Here is a 15,958-nt window from a genome sequence, read left to right on the forward strand (position 1 = left end):
CCGCGCGTTGTTGCCCAATCCGCTAGTCTTGCTCACTTCTGGAACGGAGCCGCCCATGTTCGAATCTGCCGAAATCGGTCACGCCATCGACAAAGACACCTTTGAGGCCGAAGTGCCCGCCCTGCGCGAGGCTTTGCTGGAGGTGCAGTACGAGTTGCAACAGCAAAAGCGCTTCCCGGTGATCATCCTGATCAACGGCATCGAAGGCGCCGGTAAAGGTGAGACGGTCAAACTGCTGAATGAATGGATGGACCCGCGCCTGATCGAGGTGCGCACCTTCGACCAGCAGACCGACGAAGAACTGGCCCGCCCCCCGGCCTGGCGCTACTGGCGCCAACTGCCCGCCAAAGGCCGCATGGGCATTTTTTTCGGCAACTGGTACAGCCAGATGCTGCAAGGCCGGGTGCACGGCGAGATCAAGGATGCGCGGCTCGACCAGGCCATCGCCGGCGCCGAGCGCCTGGAGAAGATGCTCTGCGATGAAGGCGCGCTGATCTTCAAGTTCTGGTTCCACCTGTCCAAGAAGCAAATGAAGGCACGGCTCAAGGCCCTGGCCGACGACCCGTTGCACAGTTGGCGCATCAGCCCGCTGGACTGGCAGCAATCCGAGACCTACGACAAGTTCGTGCATTTCGGCGAGCGCATCCTGCGCCGTACCAGCCGCGATTACGCGCCCTGGCATGTGATTGAAGGCGTCGACGCCAACTACCGCAGCCTCACCGTGGGCAAGATCCTGCTCGAAGGCCTGCAGAACGCCCTGAAGCTGCCCAAGGGCAAGGCCAGCGGCATGAACCCGGCACCCTTGCCCTCGGCCGTCGACCAGATGAGCCTGCTCAACAGCCTCGACATGACCTTGAGCCTGGACAAGGACGATTACGAAGAACAGCTGATTACCGAGCAGGCGCGCTTCTCCGGCCTGATGCGCGACAAGCGCATGCGCAAGCACGCGCTGGTGACGGTCTTCGAAGGTAACGACGCGGCGGGCAAGGGCGGGGCGATCCGTCGGGTGGCGGCCGCGCTCGACCCGCGCCAGTACCACATCGTGCCGATTGCCGCGCCCACCGAGGATGAACGCGCCCAGCCGTACCTGTGGCGGTTCTGGCAGAAGATCCCGGCGCGGGGCAAGTTCACCGTGTTCGACCGCTCGTGGTACGGCCGCGTGCTGGTGGAGCGTATCGAGGGCTTCTGTACCACGGCCGACTGGATGCGCGCCTATGGCGAGATCAATGACTTCGAAGAGCAACTGCGCGACGCCGGTGTGATCGTGGTCAAGTTCTGGCTGGCCATCGACAAGCAGACCCAACTGGAACGCTTCCAGGCCCGCGAGGAAATCCCCTTCAAGCGCTTCAAGATCACCGAAGACGACTGGCGCAACCGCGAAAAATGGGACGACTACCGCGCCGCCGTGGGCGATATGGTCGACCGCACCAGCACCGAGGTCTCGCCGTGGACGCTGGTGGAGGCTAACGACAAGCGCTGGGCGCGGGTCAAGGTGTTGCGCACCATCAACCTTGCCCTGGAGGAAGCGTTCGCCAAGTCCGACAAGCACGACAAGAAGAAAAAGAAATAACCACTGGCCTGGTGTTGTTCAGGGTGCCGCCCTCTGTGGCGAGCGGGGCTGTGGTGGTGAGCAGGCCTGTTGTGGCAAACGGGCTTGTTGTGGTGAGGGGGCTTGTTGTGGTGAGCGGGCTTGCCCCGCGCTGGAGCGCGAAGCGGCCCCAAAACCAGCCAATAAGGTCTGCCTGAAATAACGCGGCGCCTTGGTCAGGGCCGCTTCGCAGCCCAGCGCGGGGCAAGCCCGCTCACCACAACAAGCCCGCTCACCACAACAGGCCCCCTCACCACAACAGGCCTGCTGACTACAACAAGCCTGCTCACCACAACCGGCCCGCTTGCCACAACAGGCCCGCCCCGCAACAGGTTTATGTCCGTCACCATGCTTTTGTATACGCCGGGTGAATGATCGTCGCGGTGGGGCAGGCCTGGATCTATCCTCGATCCATCTCCCCACAACGACAAGATCGAGGTAGCCCATGCGTGAAGTAGTGATCGTCGACAGCGTGCGAACCGGCTTGGCCAAATCCTTTCGCGGCAAGTTCAACCAGACCCGCCCGGATGACATGGCGGCCCATTGCGTCAACGCACTGCTGACCCGCAACGGCATCGACCCGGCCAGCGTCGAGGATTGCATCGTCGGCGCGGGTTCCAACGAAGGCGCCCAGGGCTACAACATCGGGCGCAACGTGGCCGTGCTGTCGCAATTGGGCACCGGTACGGCGGGCATGACCCTCAACCGGTTCTGCTCGTCGGGCTTGCAGGCGATTGCGATTGCGGCCAACCAGATCGCGTCGGGTTGCAGCGACATCATCGTTGCCGGGGGCGTCGAGTCCATCAGCCTGACCATGAAAAGCGTCAACACCGATAACCTGATCAACCCGCTGCTCAAGGAGCAGGTGCCGGGCATTTACTTCCCCATGGGCCAGACCGCGGAAATCGTCGCCCGCCGCTATGACGTCAGCCGCGAAGAACAGGACCTCTACGCCCTGCAAAGCCAGCAACGCACCGCCCAGGCCCAGGCGGAGGGCTTGTTTGATGATGAAATCGTGCCGATGGCGGTCAAGTACAAGGTCGAGGACAAGAACACCGGTGCCGTGCAGATCCTCGACGGCGTGGTTGATCGCGATGACTGCAACCGTCCGGACACTACGTTGGCCAGCCTGTCTGGGTTGAAGCCCGTATTTGCCGAAGACGGCTCGGTGACGGCGGGTAACTCCTCGCAGCTCTCCGACGGTGCCTCGATGACTCTGGTGATGAGCCTGGAAAAAGCCCTGGCACTGGGGCTCAAGCCCAAGGCGTTTTTCCGCGGTTTCACCGTGGCCGGTTGCGAGCCGGATGAGATGGGCATCGGCCCGGTGTTCTCGGTGCCCAAGCTGCTCAAGGCGCGGGGCTTGCAGGTGGCGGACATCGACCTGTGGGAACTCAACGAGGCCTTTGCGTCGCAGTGCCTGTATGCGCGCAATCGCCTGGGCATCGATAACGCCAGGTACAACGTCAACGGCGGCTCGATTTCCATCGGCCACCCGTTCGGCATGACCGGCTCGCGGCAGGTGGGGCACCTGGTGCGTGAGCTGCAACGGCGCAATGTGCGTTATGGCATCGTCACCATGTGCGTGGGCGGCGGCATGGGCGCCACGGGGCTGTTCGAAGCCGTGCGCTGATAAGTGTGGGAGGGGCAGTGCGACGATTCGACTTGCCCCTCCCACATTTGAACGGCGGCGTATCCCAATTCGCTCACTTCCCCCTAGAATGCCCGCTCCACTTCCTCTGGCTTCTGGGGCACTCATGCACATCTCTTCCGGCCGCTGGGTCTACGGTTTTCTCCTGACCCTGCTGACCGCGCTGCTCTGGGGCATTCTGCCGATCAAGCTCAAGCAAGTGTTGCAGGTCATGGACCCGATCACGGTCACCTGGTTTCGCCTGGTGGTGGCCGGCAGTTGCCTGTTCGTGTACCTCGCCGCGACCAGGCGCCTGCCCAGTCGTAAAGTACTCGGCCCCAGGGGCGGCTGGCTGGTGGCGATGGCGGTGTGCGGCCTGGTGGGTAACTACGTGTTGTACCTGGTGGGCCTGAAACTGCTCAGCCCCGGCACCGCGCAACTGGTGGTGCAGATGGGCCCGATCTTCCTGATGATCGCCAGCGTGTTTGTGTTCAAGGAACGTTTCAGCGTCGGGCAGAGCGTGGGCCTGGTGGTGCTGATCATCGGCTTCGGGCTGTTCTTCAACCAACGCCTGGAAGAGTTGCTGACGTCCCTTGGCGCCTACACCGCCGGCGTGCTGACTATCCTGCTGGCGACTTCGGTCTGGGTGTTCTATGCCCTGGGACAGAAGCAGTTGCTGACCGTGTGGAATTCGCTGCAAGTGATGATGGTGATCTACCTGTCGTGCGCCGTGCTGCTGACGCCGTGGGCCCATCCGCTGGAGGCCCTGCAACTGAGCCCGCTGCAAGGCTGGCTGTTGCTGGCGTGCTGCATGAACACACTGGTGGCTTATGGTGCATTCGCCGAGGCCCTGGCCCACTGGGAAGCCTCGCGGGTGAGCGCGACCCTGGCCCTGACGCCATTGGTGACCTTTGTCGCGGTGGCGTTGGCGGCATGACTGTGGCCGGACTATGTACAGGCCGAAGAGATCAATGCCCTGGGCTATTTCGGCGCGTTGGTGGTGGTGCTGGGGTCGGCGGCGGTGGCGCTGGCGCCGTCGTTGCTCGCCGGGCTCAAGGCCCGGCGGCTACGCATGGCGTCCTAGGCACCCAGCATGTTTTCCGGGCGTACCCACTGGTCGAACTCTGCGTCGGTGAGGTAGCCCAGGTCCAGCGCCGCTTCCCGAAGGGTCAAGCCTTCGGCGTAGGCCTTCTTGGCGATCTCTGCCGACTTGTCATAGCCGATGTGCGGGTTGAGCGCGGTGACCAGCATCAGCCCGCGCTCCAGGTGCTCGGCCATTTTCCCGGCGTCGGGTTCGAGGCCGGCAATGCAGTGCTCCTGGAAGTTATTGCAGCCATCGGCCAGCAGGCGGATCGATTCCAGCAGGTTGTGGATGATCACCGGCTTGTACACGTTCAACTGCAAATGCCCCTGGCTCGCCGCGATGCCGATGGTCACGTCATTGCCCAGCACCTGGCAGGCCAGCATCGACAGCGCCTCGCACTGGGTCGGGTTGACCTTGCCGGGCATGATCGAGCTGCCGGGCTCGTTGGCCGGCAGTTTCACCTCGGCAAGGCCGGCACGCGGGCCGGAGCCCAGCAGGCGCAGGTCGTTGGCGATTTTCATCAGGGCCACGGCCAGGGTTTTCAGGGCGCCGTGCAGGGTCACGATCGGTTCATGGCCGGCCAGTGCGGCGAATTTGTTCGGCGCGGTGACGAAGGGCAGGCCGGACAAGGCGGCCAATTCCGAAGCAATCGCCTCGCTGAAGCCATGGGGGGCATTGAGCCCGGTGCCCACCGCCGTGCCACCTTGGGCCAGCTCGCATACCTGGGGCAGGGCGCTGCGGATCGCCCGTTCGGCGTAGTCGAGCTGGGCGATAAACGCCGAGAGTTCCTGGCCGAAGGTGATCGGCGTGGCGTCCATCATGTGGGTGCGGCCCGTCTTCACCAGCTTTGCATGCCGCGCCGACAACTCCGCGAGGCCGCCGGACAGCGTATTGATCGCCGGCAACAATTGCTGGTGCACCGCTTGCACCGCCGCAATGCTCATGGCCGTAGGGAAGCAGTCGTTGGAGCTTTGGGAGCGGTTCACATGATCGTTGGGGTGTACCGGGCTCTTGCCGCCACGGGGCTTGCCCGACAGCTCGTTGGCGCGGCCGGCGATGACCTCGTTGGCGTTCATGTTGCTCTGGGTGCCGCTGCCGGTTTGCCAGACGACCAGTGGGAACTGGTCATCATGTTGGCCATCGAGCACTTCGTCGGCGGCCTGTTCGATCAGGCGGGCGATGTCGGCGGGCAGGTCGCCGTTGCGGTCGTTGACCCGGGCGGCGGCCTTCTTGATCAGGGCCAGTGCGTGCAGTACCGCGAGGGGCATGCGCTGCTCGCCGATGGCGAAATTCACCAGCGAACGTTGGGTCTGGGCGCCCCAGTAAGCGTCATCCGGGACTTCCACGTCTCCCAGGCTGTCGGTTTCGATACGGCTCATCGGGCACTCTCCTTCAGGTTCGTTTGCGCAGTTTAGGCCCTGATCGGCCTGGGGGGTTCCCTAAAAGACTTTTCATCGGATTCATTCACTGCAATCCGCGCCCGGTAAGGCCCGGGGTTGAGCCGCAGCGTTTTTTAGGCGCAGAATGGGCGCCCTTGGGGTCTTACCTCGCCTGCTAGAAAAGGAAACTCGATGACTCGTCTTCGTGCCATCTGTACCGCGGTTGCTCTGGTTTGCGCCAGCGGCCAGGTTTTTGCCGATACCGCCAGCCACAACGCCAGTGCCGAAGCCTTCCTTACCCTGGCCCATGCCGACAAGCTGGGTACCCCGGTGTACATGCAAGTGCAGCAAATGTTCGCCCAGCGTTTCGAACAGACCAAGGCGCCTGCCGCCAAGCAGTCCGTACTGGACAGCTACCAGGCCAAGGCCAACGCCGCCCTGGACCAGGCCATCGGCTGGCCGAAGCTGAAGCCGGACATGGTCAAGCTCTACACCACCAACTTCAGCGAATCCGAGCTCAAGGACCTGGTTGCCTTCTACCAGTCGCCACTGGGCAAGAAAGTCCTGGAAAAAATGCCGCAACTGACCCAGCAATCGGCCCAGATGACCCAGGCCAAGCTGGAAAGCGCCGTGCCGGTAGTCAACAAGCTGTTGGAAGACATGACCAACGAGCTGACGCCAAAAGCTGCCGCACCGGCGAAGAAGAAGTAAGCAGGAATGACCATGCAACAGCGTATCGAAACGGCGCTCGCCGCCCTGGCCCCGGAGCATTTGAGCGTGCTGGATGAAAGCCATATGCACAGCCGTGGGTTGCAGACCCACTTCAAGGCCGTGCTGGTCAGCCAGCAGTTCGAGGGGCTTAACCGCGTCAAGCGCCACCAGAAGGTCTACGCCACCCTGGGTGACCTGATGAGCGAATTTCATGCGCTGGCGCTGCATACCTACACGCCCGAAGAATGGGCGAAAATCGACGCAGCCCCGGCCTCGCCGACCTGCGCCGGCGGGCATGGCTGATACGCGGGTGTCTCTGACACCCCGCATTTGCTAGAATCCGCAGCGCGCCGCTCAGCCGGCGCGTTTTTTTTGCATCCGGTTCACCCCTTACGAGGGTAGCCACCTGGAGAGAACACCCATGACTCAACCGATTGTCGTGGCGGCACTGTATAAGTTCGTCACCCTCGAAGATTACGTCGCCCTGCGCGAGCCACTGCTGCAGGCGATGGTCGACAACGGCATCAAAGGCACCTTGCTGATCGCCGAAGAAGGTATCAACGGCACCGTTTCCGGCAGCCGCGAAGGCATTGATGGCCTGATGGCCTGGCTGAAGAACGACCCGCGCATGGACGATATCGACCATAAAGAGTCGTACTGCGATGAGCAGCCGTTCTACCGCACCAAGGTCAAGCTCAAGAAAGAGATCGTGACCCTGGGCGTCGAAGGCGTCGACCCGAACAAGAAAGTCGGCACCTATGTCGACCCGCAGGACTGGAACGCGCTGATCAGCGACCCCGAGGTGCTGTTGATCGACACCCGCAACGACTACGAAGTGTCGATCGGCACCTTCGAAGGCGCAATCGACCCGAAAACCACCAGTTTTCGCGAATTTCCCGCCTATATCAAAGCCAACTTCGACCCGGCCAGGCACAAGAAGGTCGCCATGTTCTGCACCGGCGGCATTCGTTGCGAGAAGGCGTCGAGCTACATGCTCAGCGAAGGTTTCGATGAGGTCTACCACCTCAAGGGCGGCATCCTGAAGTACCTCGAAGAGGTGCCGCAGGCAGAAACCAAATGGCAGGGCGACTGCTTTGTGTTCGACAATCGCGTCACTGTGCGCCACGACCTGAGCGAAGGCGACTACGATCAATGTCATGCCTGCCGCACACCGGTGAGCGCCTCCGACCGCGCATCCGAACACTATGTGGCTGGCATCAGTTGCCCCCATTGCTGGGATAAGCTGCCGGAGAAAACCCGTCGCAGCGCGATCGACCGGCAAAAGCAGATTGAGCTGGCCAAGGCCCGCAATATGCCGCACCCGATTGGCTTCAACTACAAGCAAACCCCTTCCGAGGCCTGACCCATGCCCGCGCGCCTGCTCTATGTGATGGACCCGATGTGTTCCTGGTGCTGGGGCTTTGCCCCGGTGGCGCAGGCGCTGGTCGAGCAGGCCCAGGCGGCCGGCGTGGACGTGCACCTGGTGGTGGGCGGCTTGCGCACCGGCAGCGGCGCGGCACTGGAACCGACCACGCGGCGCTACATCCTCGAGCACTGGCAGGCGGTCACCGACGCCACCGGCCAGCCGTTCAAGCGCGATGGCGCGTTGCCCGACGGCTTTGTCTATGACACCGAGCCTGCCTGCCGTGCCATCGTCACCGCGCGCAGCCTGGCGCCGGATTGCGCCTGGACACTGTTGGGGCTGATTCAGCGCGCGTTTTATGTCGAGGGCCGCGACGTGACCCTCGCCAGCGTGCTGGTGGAACTGGCTGAAAAGGCAGGCATCCCGCGCATCGAGTTTGCCGGCGCATTCGACCGTGCCGAGCAGCATGCCGCGACCGCCGCTGACTTCACCTGGGTCCAGGACCTGGGGATCGCCGGGTTTCCGACCTTGCTTGCCGAGCGTAATGGCCAGTTGGCGTTGCTGACCAACGGCTACCAGCCGCTGTCCGAGCTGTCACCGTTGTTGGGGCGATGGCTGGAGCGAGCGACCTGTGCATGATCAGTCACCCCGTACCGACCGACTGACCTGGGCGGAAATTCGCCGCCTGGCCCTGCGGCACAAGAAGTCCCTGTGGATCGCCAATGGCGTCGCCGTGCTGGCGACCCTGTGCAGCGTGCCGATTCCCTTGCTGTTGCCGTTGCTGGTGGATGAAGTGCTGTTGGGACACGGCGATGCCGCGCTCAAGGTGATGAACCACGCACTGCCCCTGGGTTGGCAGAAGGCGGCCGGCTATATCGGCCTGATGCTGCTGGTGACGCTGTTTCTGCGTTGTGGCGCGCTGCTGTTCAACGTGGTGCAGGCGCGGTTGTTTGCGCGCTTGGCCAAGGACATCGTGTACCGCATCCGCGTGCGCCTGATCGAGCGGCTCAAGCGCATCTCCCTGGGCGAGTACGAAAGCCTGGGCAGCGGGACCGTCACCACCCACCTGGTCACCGACCTGGATACGCTGGACAAGTTTGTCGGTGAAACCCTCAGCCGTTTCCTGGTGGCCATGCTGACCCTGGTGGGTACCTCGGCGATCCTGGTGTGGATGCATTGGCAACTGGCGCTGCTGATCCTGCTGTTCAACCCGTTGGTGATCTACGCCACGGTGCAGTTGGGCAAGCGCGTCAAGCACCTGAAGAAGCTGGAAAACGACAGCACCTCGCGCTTTACCCAGGCCCTGACCGAAACCCTGGATGCCATCCAGGAAGTGCGCGCCGGCAACCGCCAGGGCTTTTTCCTCGGGCGCCTCGGCCAGCGGGCCCAGGAAGTGCGTGACTACGCCATTCATTCGCAATGGAAAACCGACGCTTCGAGCCGCGCCAGTGGGTTGCTGTTCCAGTTCGGTATCGACATCTTCCGTGCGGCGGCGATGCTTACCGTGCTGTTTTCCGACCTGTCCATCGGCCAGATGCTCGCGGTGTTCAGCTACCTCTGGTTCATGATCGGCCCGGTGGAGCAACTGCTCAACCTGCAATACGCCTACTACGCGGCAGGCGGGGCGCTGACGCGGATCAACGAACTGCTGGCGCGTGCCGATGAGCCGCAATATGCCGGTGGTGCTGATCCGTTCACCGGGCACGACACCGTGGGCATCGAAGTGCGCGGCCTGGACTTCGGCTACGGCGAAGAGCTGGTACTCGACCAGTTGAACCTGGCCATCGCGCCCGGTGAGAAGGTGGCGATCGTCGGTGCCAGTGGCGGTGGCAAAAGCACCCTGGTGCAATTGTTGCTCGGGCTCTACACACCCCAGGCGGGCAGTATCCGGTTTGGCGGTGCCACCCAGCAGGAGATTGGCCTGGAGACCCTTCGCGAGCACGTTGCGGTGGTGCTGCAACACCCGGCGCTGTTCAACGATACCGTGCGCGCCAACTTGACCATGGGCCGGGAGCGCAGCGACCAGGCCTGTTGGCAGGCACTGGAAATCGCCCAGTTGGATGCTACCGTCAAGGCACTGCCCTTGGGCCTGGACAGCGTGGTGGGGCGTTCCGGGGTGCGTTTTTCCGGTGGGCAGCGCCAGCGCCTGGCAATTGCGCGCATGGTCCTGGCCGAACCCAAGGTGGTGATACTCGACGAAGCAACCTCAGCCCTGGACGCCGCCACCGAGTACAACCTGCACCAGGCGCTGGCACGGTTCCTCAGCGGGCGTACTACACTGATCATCGCCCACCGTCTGTCGGCTGTTAAGCAGGCGGATCGAGTCTTGGTGTTCGACGGCGGTCACATTGCCGAGGATGGTGACCATCAGCAGCTGATTGCCGATGGCGGGCTGTACGCCAAACTGTATGGACACTTGCAACAGGTACGTTGATTTAGCCTAGGCTGAGCTATCGGAAGCGGGTTTTCGCGTGCGTATCCAGCAGTGCATGTGCAAGGGACTTCATGAAGCAAAAGCGGACTTTAGGAACGCCCCGGTTGTTGGGCATTGTCTGGCCATTTATCGCCGTGGTGCTGTTCCAGGCATTATTGGGCTGTGTCAGTCTCTACGTGCTTTCGGCCGTGCGTGGTTACGTGGCCGGCGAGAGCCTGTGGTCCAAGGGCCAGAAGGACGCCATCTATTACCTGACGCTCTACGCCGATAATCACGACGCCGGCACGTACCTCAAGTACCAGCAGGCCATTGCCGTGCCCCAGGGCGGGCACGAACTGCGCATTGCCCTTGACCGTCCCGTGCCCGACCTTGCCGCAGCCCGCCTGGGTATCCTCAAGGGGGGCAACCACCCGGATGATGTCTCCAGCCTGATCTGGCTGTACCTCAACTTTCGCCATTTCAGCTACCTGGAAAAAGCCATCCAACTGTGGACCGTAGGCGATGGTTACCTGCTTCAACTGGATGACCTGGCCCGCGAGATGCACCAGGCGATCATTCACGACCAGATCGGCGCCAACGATGTGCGCCAGTGGAAGGCGCATATCATCGCCATCAACGAAGGCGTGACACCCGCCGCCAAGGCCTTCAGCGATGCTCTCGGCGAAGGTTCGCGCATGATTCTGCGGCTGCTGGTCATCACGAACCTGGCGACGGCCCTGGGCCTGATCGTATTGGCACTGTTGCGCACCCATAAGCTGCTGGCCCAGCGCCATGCCTTCGCCGATGCCTTGCAGGAAGAAAAGGAGCGGGCGCAGATCACCCTGGAGTCGATTGGCGACGGGGTGATCACCACCGACGTCGACGGTGCCATTACCTATATGAACCCGGCGGCCGAGGCGCTGACTCACTGGCACTCGGCGCAGGCCCAGGGCCAGCCCCTGGCAGCGTTGTTCAAGTTGCTGGAAGACCACGCACAGCCGGATGGCTTCACCCTGATCGAACACATCGTCAAGGGCCAGCTCAGCGGCGGCAGCGAGCATTCGAAGACGATCCAGCGCCTGGATGGCAGCACGGTCTCGGTCACCCTGGTGGGCGCGCCGATCCGCAGCGCCGGCAAGGTCTCGGGCGCGGTGCTGGTGCTGCATGACATGACCCAGGAGCGCCAGTACATCGCCAATCTGTCATGGCAGGCGACCCACGATGCGCTGACCGGCCTGGCCAACCGCCGCGAATTCGAGTATCGCCTGGAGCAGGTGCTGCACCCGGCAGGGCAGGCGCAGGCCGGGCGGCATGCGTTGATGTTCCTGGACCTGGACCAGTTCAAGCTGGTCAACGACACCTGCGGCCATGCGGCAGGCGACGAACTGTTGCGGCACATCTGCGCGCTGTTGCAATCGGACCTGCGCGAAGGTGACACCCTGGCGCGCCTGGGCGGCGATGAATTCGGCATCCTGCTGGAGAACTGCCCGGTGGCGGTGGCGGAAAAAATCGCCGAAAGCCTGCGCCATACCGTGCAGAGTCTGCATTTCGTATGGAAGGGGCGGCCGTTCATGACCACCGTGAGTATCGGCCTGGTACACATTGCCAGCACCCCGACCACCCTGGAAGCCTCGCTGCGTGCCGCCGACATGGCGTGCTACATGGCCAAGGAAAAAGGCCGCAACCGCGTGCAGGTGTACCACGCCGACGACTCCGAACTGTCCCTGCGCTTTGGCGAGATGGCCTGGGTGCAGCGCCTGCACATGGCGCTTGAGGAGAACCGCTTTTGCCTGTACTCCCAGGAAATTTCCCCCCTCGGGCATACCGACGGCGGCAATGGGCATATCGAAATACTGCTGCGTCTGCACGATGAGGCAGGGCGTGTAATCCTGCCGGACAGCTTTATCCCGGCCGCCGAACGCTATGGTTTGATGACGTCCCTGGACCGTTGGGTGGTGGAGAATGTATTTGAGATTATTGCCCGTTGCATTAAAGAGCGTCCGGGCCGTCCCATGGCCCTGTGTGCGATCAATCTGTCAGGTATAACGATTGGCGATGATGACTTTCTCGGATTCCTGCGAGAGAAATTTCATACCTACGCTATTCCGCCCGGCATGATCTGTTTTGAAATTACCGAAACCAGCGCCATTGCGAACTTGGGCAGTGCCATCCGCTTTATTAATGAACTCAAGGCCTTAGGTTGCCATTTTTCGCTGGATGACTTTTGCGCCGGAATGTCCTCATTCGCTTATCTCAAACATTTACCTGTAGACTTCCTGAAGATCGATGGAAGTTTCGTAAAGGATATGCTGGACGACCCGATTAACCGCGCGATGGTTGAAGTGATCAATCACATCGGCCATGTCATGGGTAAGCGCACAATTGCCGAGTTTGTTGAAACACCGCAAATCGAACAGGCCCTGCTCGATATTGGTGTGGATTACGCTCAGGGCTACCTGATTGAACGACCGCAATTGTTTACCTTCGATAGCTTGCAGTGTCGACCCGTGCGGCCGCAGCCTCTGTTATTCAGGGCGCCCGGCACATTCCGCTGAAACATTCGCCGGTCTGTAAATCACACTTAAAAAGGAGCCTTAATAGTGATCGACACATTCAGCAGAACCGGCCCGCTTATGGAAGCCTCAAGCTACCCCGCCTGGGCTCAGCAATTGATCCAGGACTGCAGCGAGAGCAAGCGCCGGGTTGTCGAACACGAACTGTACCAACGCATGCGTGACAACACGCTCAGCGCCAAGACCATGCGTCACTACCTGATCGGTGGCTGGCCCGTGGTGGAACAGTTTGCCTTGTACATGGCACAGAACCTCACCAAAACCAAGTTTGCCCGCCATCCGGGGGAAGACATGGCGCGCCGTTGGTTGATGCGCAATATCCGCGTGGAGCTGAACCACGCGGACTATTGGGTGCATTGGGCGCGTGCCCATGGCGTCAGCCTCGAAGAACTGCAGGCCCAGGACGTGCCGCCGGAGTTGCATGCGCTGAGCCACTGGTGCTGGCACACCAGCTCGGCCGATTCGTTGATCGTGGCCATTGCCGCGACCAACTATGCGATCGAGGGGGCGACGGGGGAATGGTCGGCGGTGGTGTGCTCCACCGGCGTGTATGCGGCAGCCTTTCCCGAGGAAGACCGCAAGCGTGCGATGAAGTGGTTGAAGATGCACGCCCAGTACGACGATGCCCATCCTTGGGAAGCCCTGGAAATCATCTGCACCCTGGCCGGGATGAACCCGACCAGGGCACTGCAGGCAGAGCTGCGCCAGGCCGTATGCAAGAGCTACGACTACATGTATCTGTTCCTGGAAAGTTGCATGCGCCTGGAGAAAGAAAAACCGGCGAGCGCTGCCGTGCGTGAGCGCCCGCTGCGGGTCGCCAGCGAAGCGTGATGTAACGGGGATGGCGGGGTTTTACCCCGCCATTGCCAGGCGATTGCGGCCTTCGCGCTTGGCCACGTACAAGGCGCTGTCGGCGCGACGCAACAGGCTTTCGGCCGACTCGGCGGCCAGCAAGGTCGAACAACCGAGGCTCACCGTCAATTCGATCCGTGTGCCATCCGCCCAATAGTCCTGGGCCTGTGCCGCCTGGCGCAGGCGTTCACCGACCATGGCCGCCGCATCCCGGCCGGTGTTGGACAGCAGGATCAGAAACTCTTCCCCGCCAAACCGAAACACCATGTCCACGTTCCGCAACTGGCTCTTGATTGCCCCGGCGACGGCGCGCAATACGTTATCGCCGGCCGCATGGCCGTGGGTGTCGTTGATGGTCTTGAAATGGTCGATGTCCAGCATCAGCAGGGACAGCGGGTTCAGGTGCCGGCGCGCCATGTCGATTTCCCGTTGCAGGGTCTGGTCCATGGCAATGCGGTTGCCCGTTTCTGTCAATGGGTCGCGCAGGGCGCTGCGGGTGGCGGCGCGGTAGAGCAGGGCGTTGCGCATCGGGTAGAGCAGGGTCGACAGCAGTGATTCGAGCTGGCCGAGTTCCTCTTCCAGCAGACGCTGGTTGCGGCGAAAGACCAGCTCGCCGAGGTGCTCGCCTTCGTGGCTCAGGCTGTAGCTCACCGAGTGGTGGCCACGTTGGCCGAACTCCAGGCGCAGGTCACTGGCGTCGTGGCGGTACTGCAGGGCGTCCAGGGGCACCAGATGCTGGACCTCACGGAAGAACACGGCAAGGATGCGCTGCGGTTCCAGGCTGGTCTGCAGTTGCATGCCCAGTTGCTGGCGAGTTTGGACAAGGGTGGTGGGGCGACGTGGCAGGAGGGCGGGTTGGCCAAAGCCCAGGCGTTGCAATTTTGCACTGTCGAAGTCAATTGCGTTGGTCTGGGTGGGGGTTTTCATAAGCAAACGGCCTCTAAGCACTTAGCTGTCTTACAGGCTGGATGAGAGTGGCAAATGCCAGGCGTCTTACTGTTCCTTCAGTTCCGTAAAACATTGGAAACAGTTTAGACCGCTTTACCAGGGGTTATAACCCCTGGGCACTGCCGCACGTCTTGTCATCGCTTGACCTGCTTGGAAGGTGTTAGAGCGAGATTCGTGCCATTTCGTTTAAATAAATAAAAAACCTTACAAATCAAAGACCGTTTTTACAGTAAAAAAACGGTCGTTCAGCACTGACGTCAGTTATTTGGCTGATTGCACCAGCGTGTTGTGGTCAATCTGGTCGATGGACGTGACACCGGTCAACGTCATGGCCACACGCATTTCCTTGGCGAAGATGTCCAGCAGGTTCTCTACCCCGTGCTGCCCGTCGGCGGCCAGTGCATAGGCGGTGGCGCGTCCGAGCAGGCACGCCTTGGCGCCGAGGGCGAGCATGCGCACCACGTCCAGCCCGGAACGGATGCCGGAGTCCACCAGCACCGTCAGGTCATCGCCCACGACATCCGCAATCGGTGGCAGAGCCTTGGCGGTGGACAGCACACCGTCCAGTTGACGGCCGCCATGGTTGGAAACCACGATGCCATCGGCGCCGAAACTGACTGCGTCCCTGGCGTCCTGAGGGTCGAGGATGCCCTTGATGATCATCGGGCCTTTCCAGAAGTCGCGGATCCACTCCAGGTCTTTCCAACTGATGGAAGGGTCGAAGTTATTGGCCAGCCAGCCGATGTAATCTTCCAGGTGAGTGGGTTTGCCGAGGTACCTGGAGATATTGCCCAGGTCGTGGGGGCGGCCCATGAGCCCTACGTCGAACGCCCATTGCGGCTTGGTGACGGCCTGCAACATGCGCCGCTGCGTCGCGAACGGCCCGGACATGCCCGAGTGGGCATCTCGGTAGCGCGCGCCCGGTGTGGGCATGTCCACGGTGAACACCAGGGTGGTGACCCCCGCCGCCTGGGCCCGCTCCAGGGCATTGCGCATAAAGCCCCGGTCCTTGAGCACATACAGCTGGAACCAGATTGACTGCGGGCTCTGCGAGGCCACTTCTTCAATCGAACACACCGACACCGTCGACAGGCAGAAGGGGATGCCCTTGTTCGCCGCCGCCTTTGCCGCCTGCACTTCGCCGCGCCGCGCATACATGCCGGTCAAGCCGACAGGGCTGAGGATGACCGGCATGTCCAGGGTCTGGCCGAACAGCGTGGTCTTGAGGCTGAGGTTGTCGACATTACGCAGCACCCGTTGGCGCAGGCTGATCTCGGCCAGGTCCGAACTGTTCGCGCGCATCGTGTGCTCGGCGTAGGCACCGCCGTCGATGTAGTCGAACAGGAAGCGCGGCAGCTTGCGTTTGGCCGCTGCGCGGTAGTCGGAGGCGGACGAGATGATCATTAAGCGTGTCTCCACA

At 62.1% G+C, this 15,958-nt stretch carries 12 protein-coding genes and 1 pseudogene; 10 read left to right on the forward strand and 3 right to left on the reverse strand.

The genetic code is table 11. The features are described from left to right. The first annotated feature begins 55 nt into the window (after positions 1 to 55). The 3 genes and pseudogenes from pap to B9N88_RS06985 all read left to right on the forward strand — a co-directional run bounded on the left by pap (position 56) and on the right by B9N88_RS06985 (position 4,299). On the forward strand, positions 56 to 1,570 hold the full coding sequence (pap, locus tag B9N88_RS06975) for a polyphosphate:AMP phosphotransferase (RefSeq protein ID WP_027603955.1): 1,515 nt from the start codon (positions 56 to 58) through the stop codon (positions 1,568 to 1,570). 463 nt (positions 1,571 to 2,033) lie between these two features. Then, positions 2,034 to 3,218, forward strand: coding sequence for a thiolase family protein (locus B9N88_RS06980; protein ID WP_027603956.1), 1,185 nt, complete (start codon positions 2,034 to 2,036; stop codon positions 3,216 to 3,218). 124 nt (positions 3,219 to 3,342) lie between these two features. Next, positions 3,343 to 4,299: pseudogene (locus tag B9N88_RS06985) on the forward strand (DMT family transporter). Here the strand turns inward: B9N88_RS06985 and B9N88_RS06990 are convergent. Further along, positions 4,296 to 5,678, reverse strand: a complete 1,383-nt coding sequence (locus B9N88_RS06990) for a class II fumarate hydratase (RefSeq protein ID WP_027603957.1) — start codon at positions 5,676 to 5,678, stop codon at positions 4,296 to 4,298. The pseudogene B9N88_RS06985 and the gene B9N88_RS06990 overlap by 4 nt on opposite strands. A 192-nt stretch (positions 5,679 to 5,870) precedes the next feature. Here B9N88_RS06990 and B9N88_RS06995 point away from each other — a divergent pair, with 192 nt between their 5' ends. The 7 genes from B9N88_RS06995 (at position 5,871) to B9N88_RS07025 (ending at position 13,569) form a co-directional block, all read left to right on the forward strand. Beyond that, the gene (locus tag B9N88_RS06995) at positions 5,871 to 6,389 is read left to right on the forward strand and encodes a DUF2059 domain-containing protein (RefSeq protein WP_003236690.1); all 519 of its coding nucleotides are present in this window, start codon (positions 5,871 to 5,873) and stop codon (positions 6,387 to 6,389) included. 6 nt (positions 6,390 to 6,395) lie between these two features. Next, positions 6,396 to 6,692, forward strand: coding sequence for a BolA family protein (locus B9N88_RS07000; RefSeq protein ID WP_027603958.1), 297 nt, complete (start codon positions 6,396 to 6,398; stop codon positions 6,690 to 6,692). Positions 6,693 to 6,810: 118 nt separating this feature from the next. After that, entirely contained in the window at positions 6,811 to 7,752 is a 942-nt protein-coding gene (locus tag B9N88_RS07005; protein ID WP_027603959.1) for an oxygen-dependent tRNA uridine(34) hydroxylase TrhO, read from the forward strand. Between the two features lie 36 nt (positions 7,753 to 7,788). Further along, positions 7,789 to 8,391, forward strand: a complete 603-nt coding sequence (locus B9N88_RS07010) for a DsbA family protein (RefSeq protein ID WP_169898031.1) — start codon at positions 7,789 to 7,791, stop codon at positions 8,389 to 8,391. Then, on the forward strand, positions 8,384 to 10,186 hold the full coding sequence (locus B9N88_RS07015; protein ID WP_027603961.1) for an ABC transporter ATP-binding protein: 1,803 nt from the start codon (positions 8,384 to 8,386) through the stop codon (positions 10,184 to 10,186). Before B9N88_RS07010 ends, B9N88_RS07015 begins: the two co-directional genes overlap by 8 nt. Before the next feature lie 71 nt (positions 10,187 to 10,257). Next, the gene (locus B9N88_RS07020; RefSeq protein ID WP_027603962.1) at positions 10,258 to 12,720 is read left to right on the forward strand and encodes an EAL domain-containing protein; all 2,463 of its coding nucleotides are present in this window, start codon (positions 10,258 to 10,260) and stop codon (positions 12,718 to 12,720) included. 78 nt (positions 12,721 to 12,798) lie between these two features. Beyond that, positions 12,799 to 13,569: a TenA family transcriptional regulator gene (locus B9N88_RS07025; RefSeq protein WP_222935384.1), complete on the forward strand. Its 771-nt coding sequence runs from the start codon at positions 12,799 to 12,801 to the stop codon at positions 13,567 to 13,569. A 21-nt stretch (positions 13,570 to 13,590) separates the two neighbouring features. Here B9N88_RS07025 and B9N88_RS07030 read toward each other — a convergent pair whose 3' ends face one another. Together B9N88_RS07030 and lldD are read right to left on the reverse strand one after the other, a co-directional pair. Then, entirely contained in the window at positions 13,591 to 14,517 is a 927-nt protein-coding gene (locus B9N88_RS07030) for a GGDEF domain-containing protein (RefSeq protein ID WP_027603964.1), read from the reverse strand. A 282-nt stretch (positions 14,518 to 14,799) separates the two neighbouring features. After that, entirely contained in the window at positions 14,800 to 15,942 is a 1,143-nt protein-coding gene (lldD, locus tag B9N88_RS07035; RefSeq protein ID WP_027603965.1) for an FMN-dependent L-lactate dehydrogenase LldD, read from the reverse strand. Positions 15,943 to 15,958 lie beyond the last annotated feature (16 nt).

The sequence above is a fragment of the Pseudomonas sp. LAMO17WK12:I1 genome (assembly GCF_900177315.1).
GTDB classification, from domain to species: domain Bacteria; phylum Pseudomonadota; class Gammaproteobacteria; order Pseudomonadales; family Pseudomonadaceae; genus Aquipseudomonas; species Aquipseudomonas marginalis.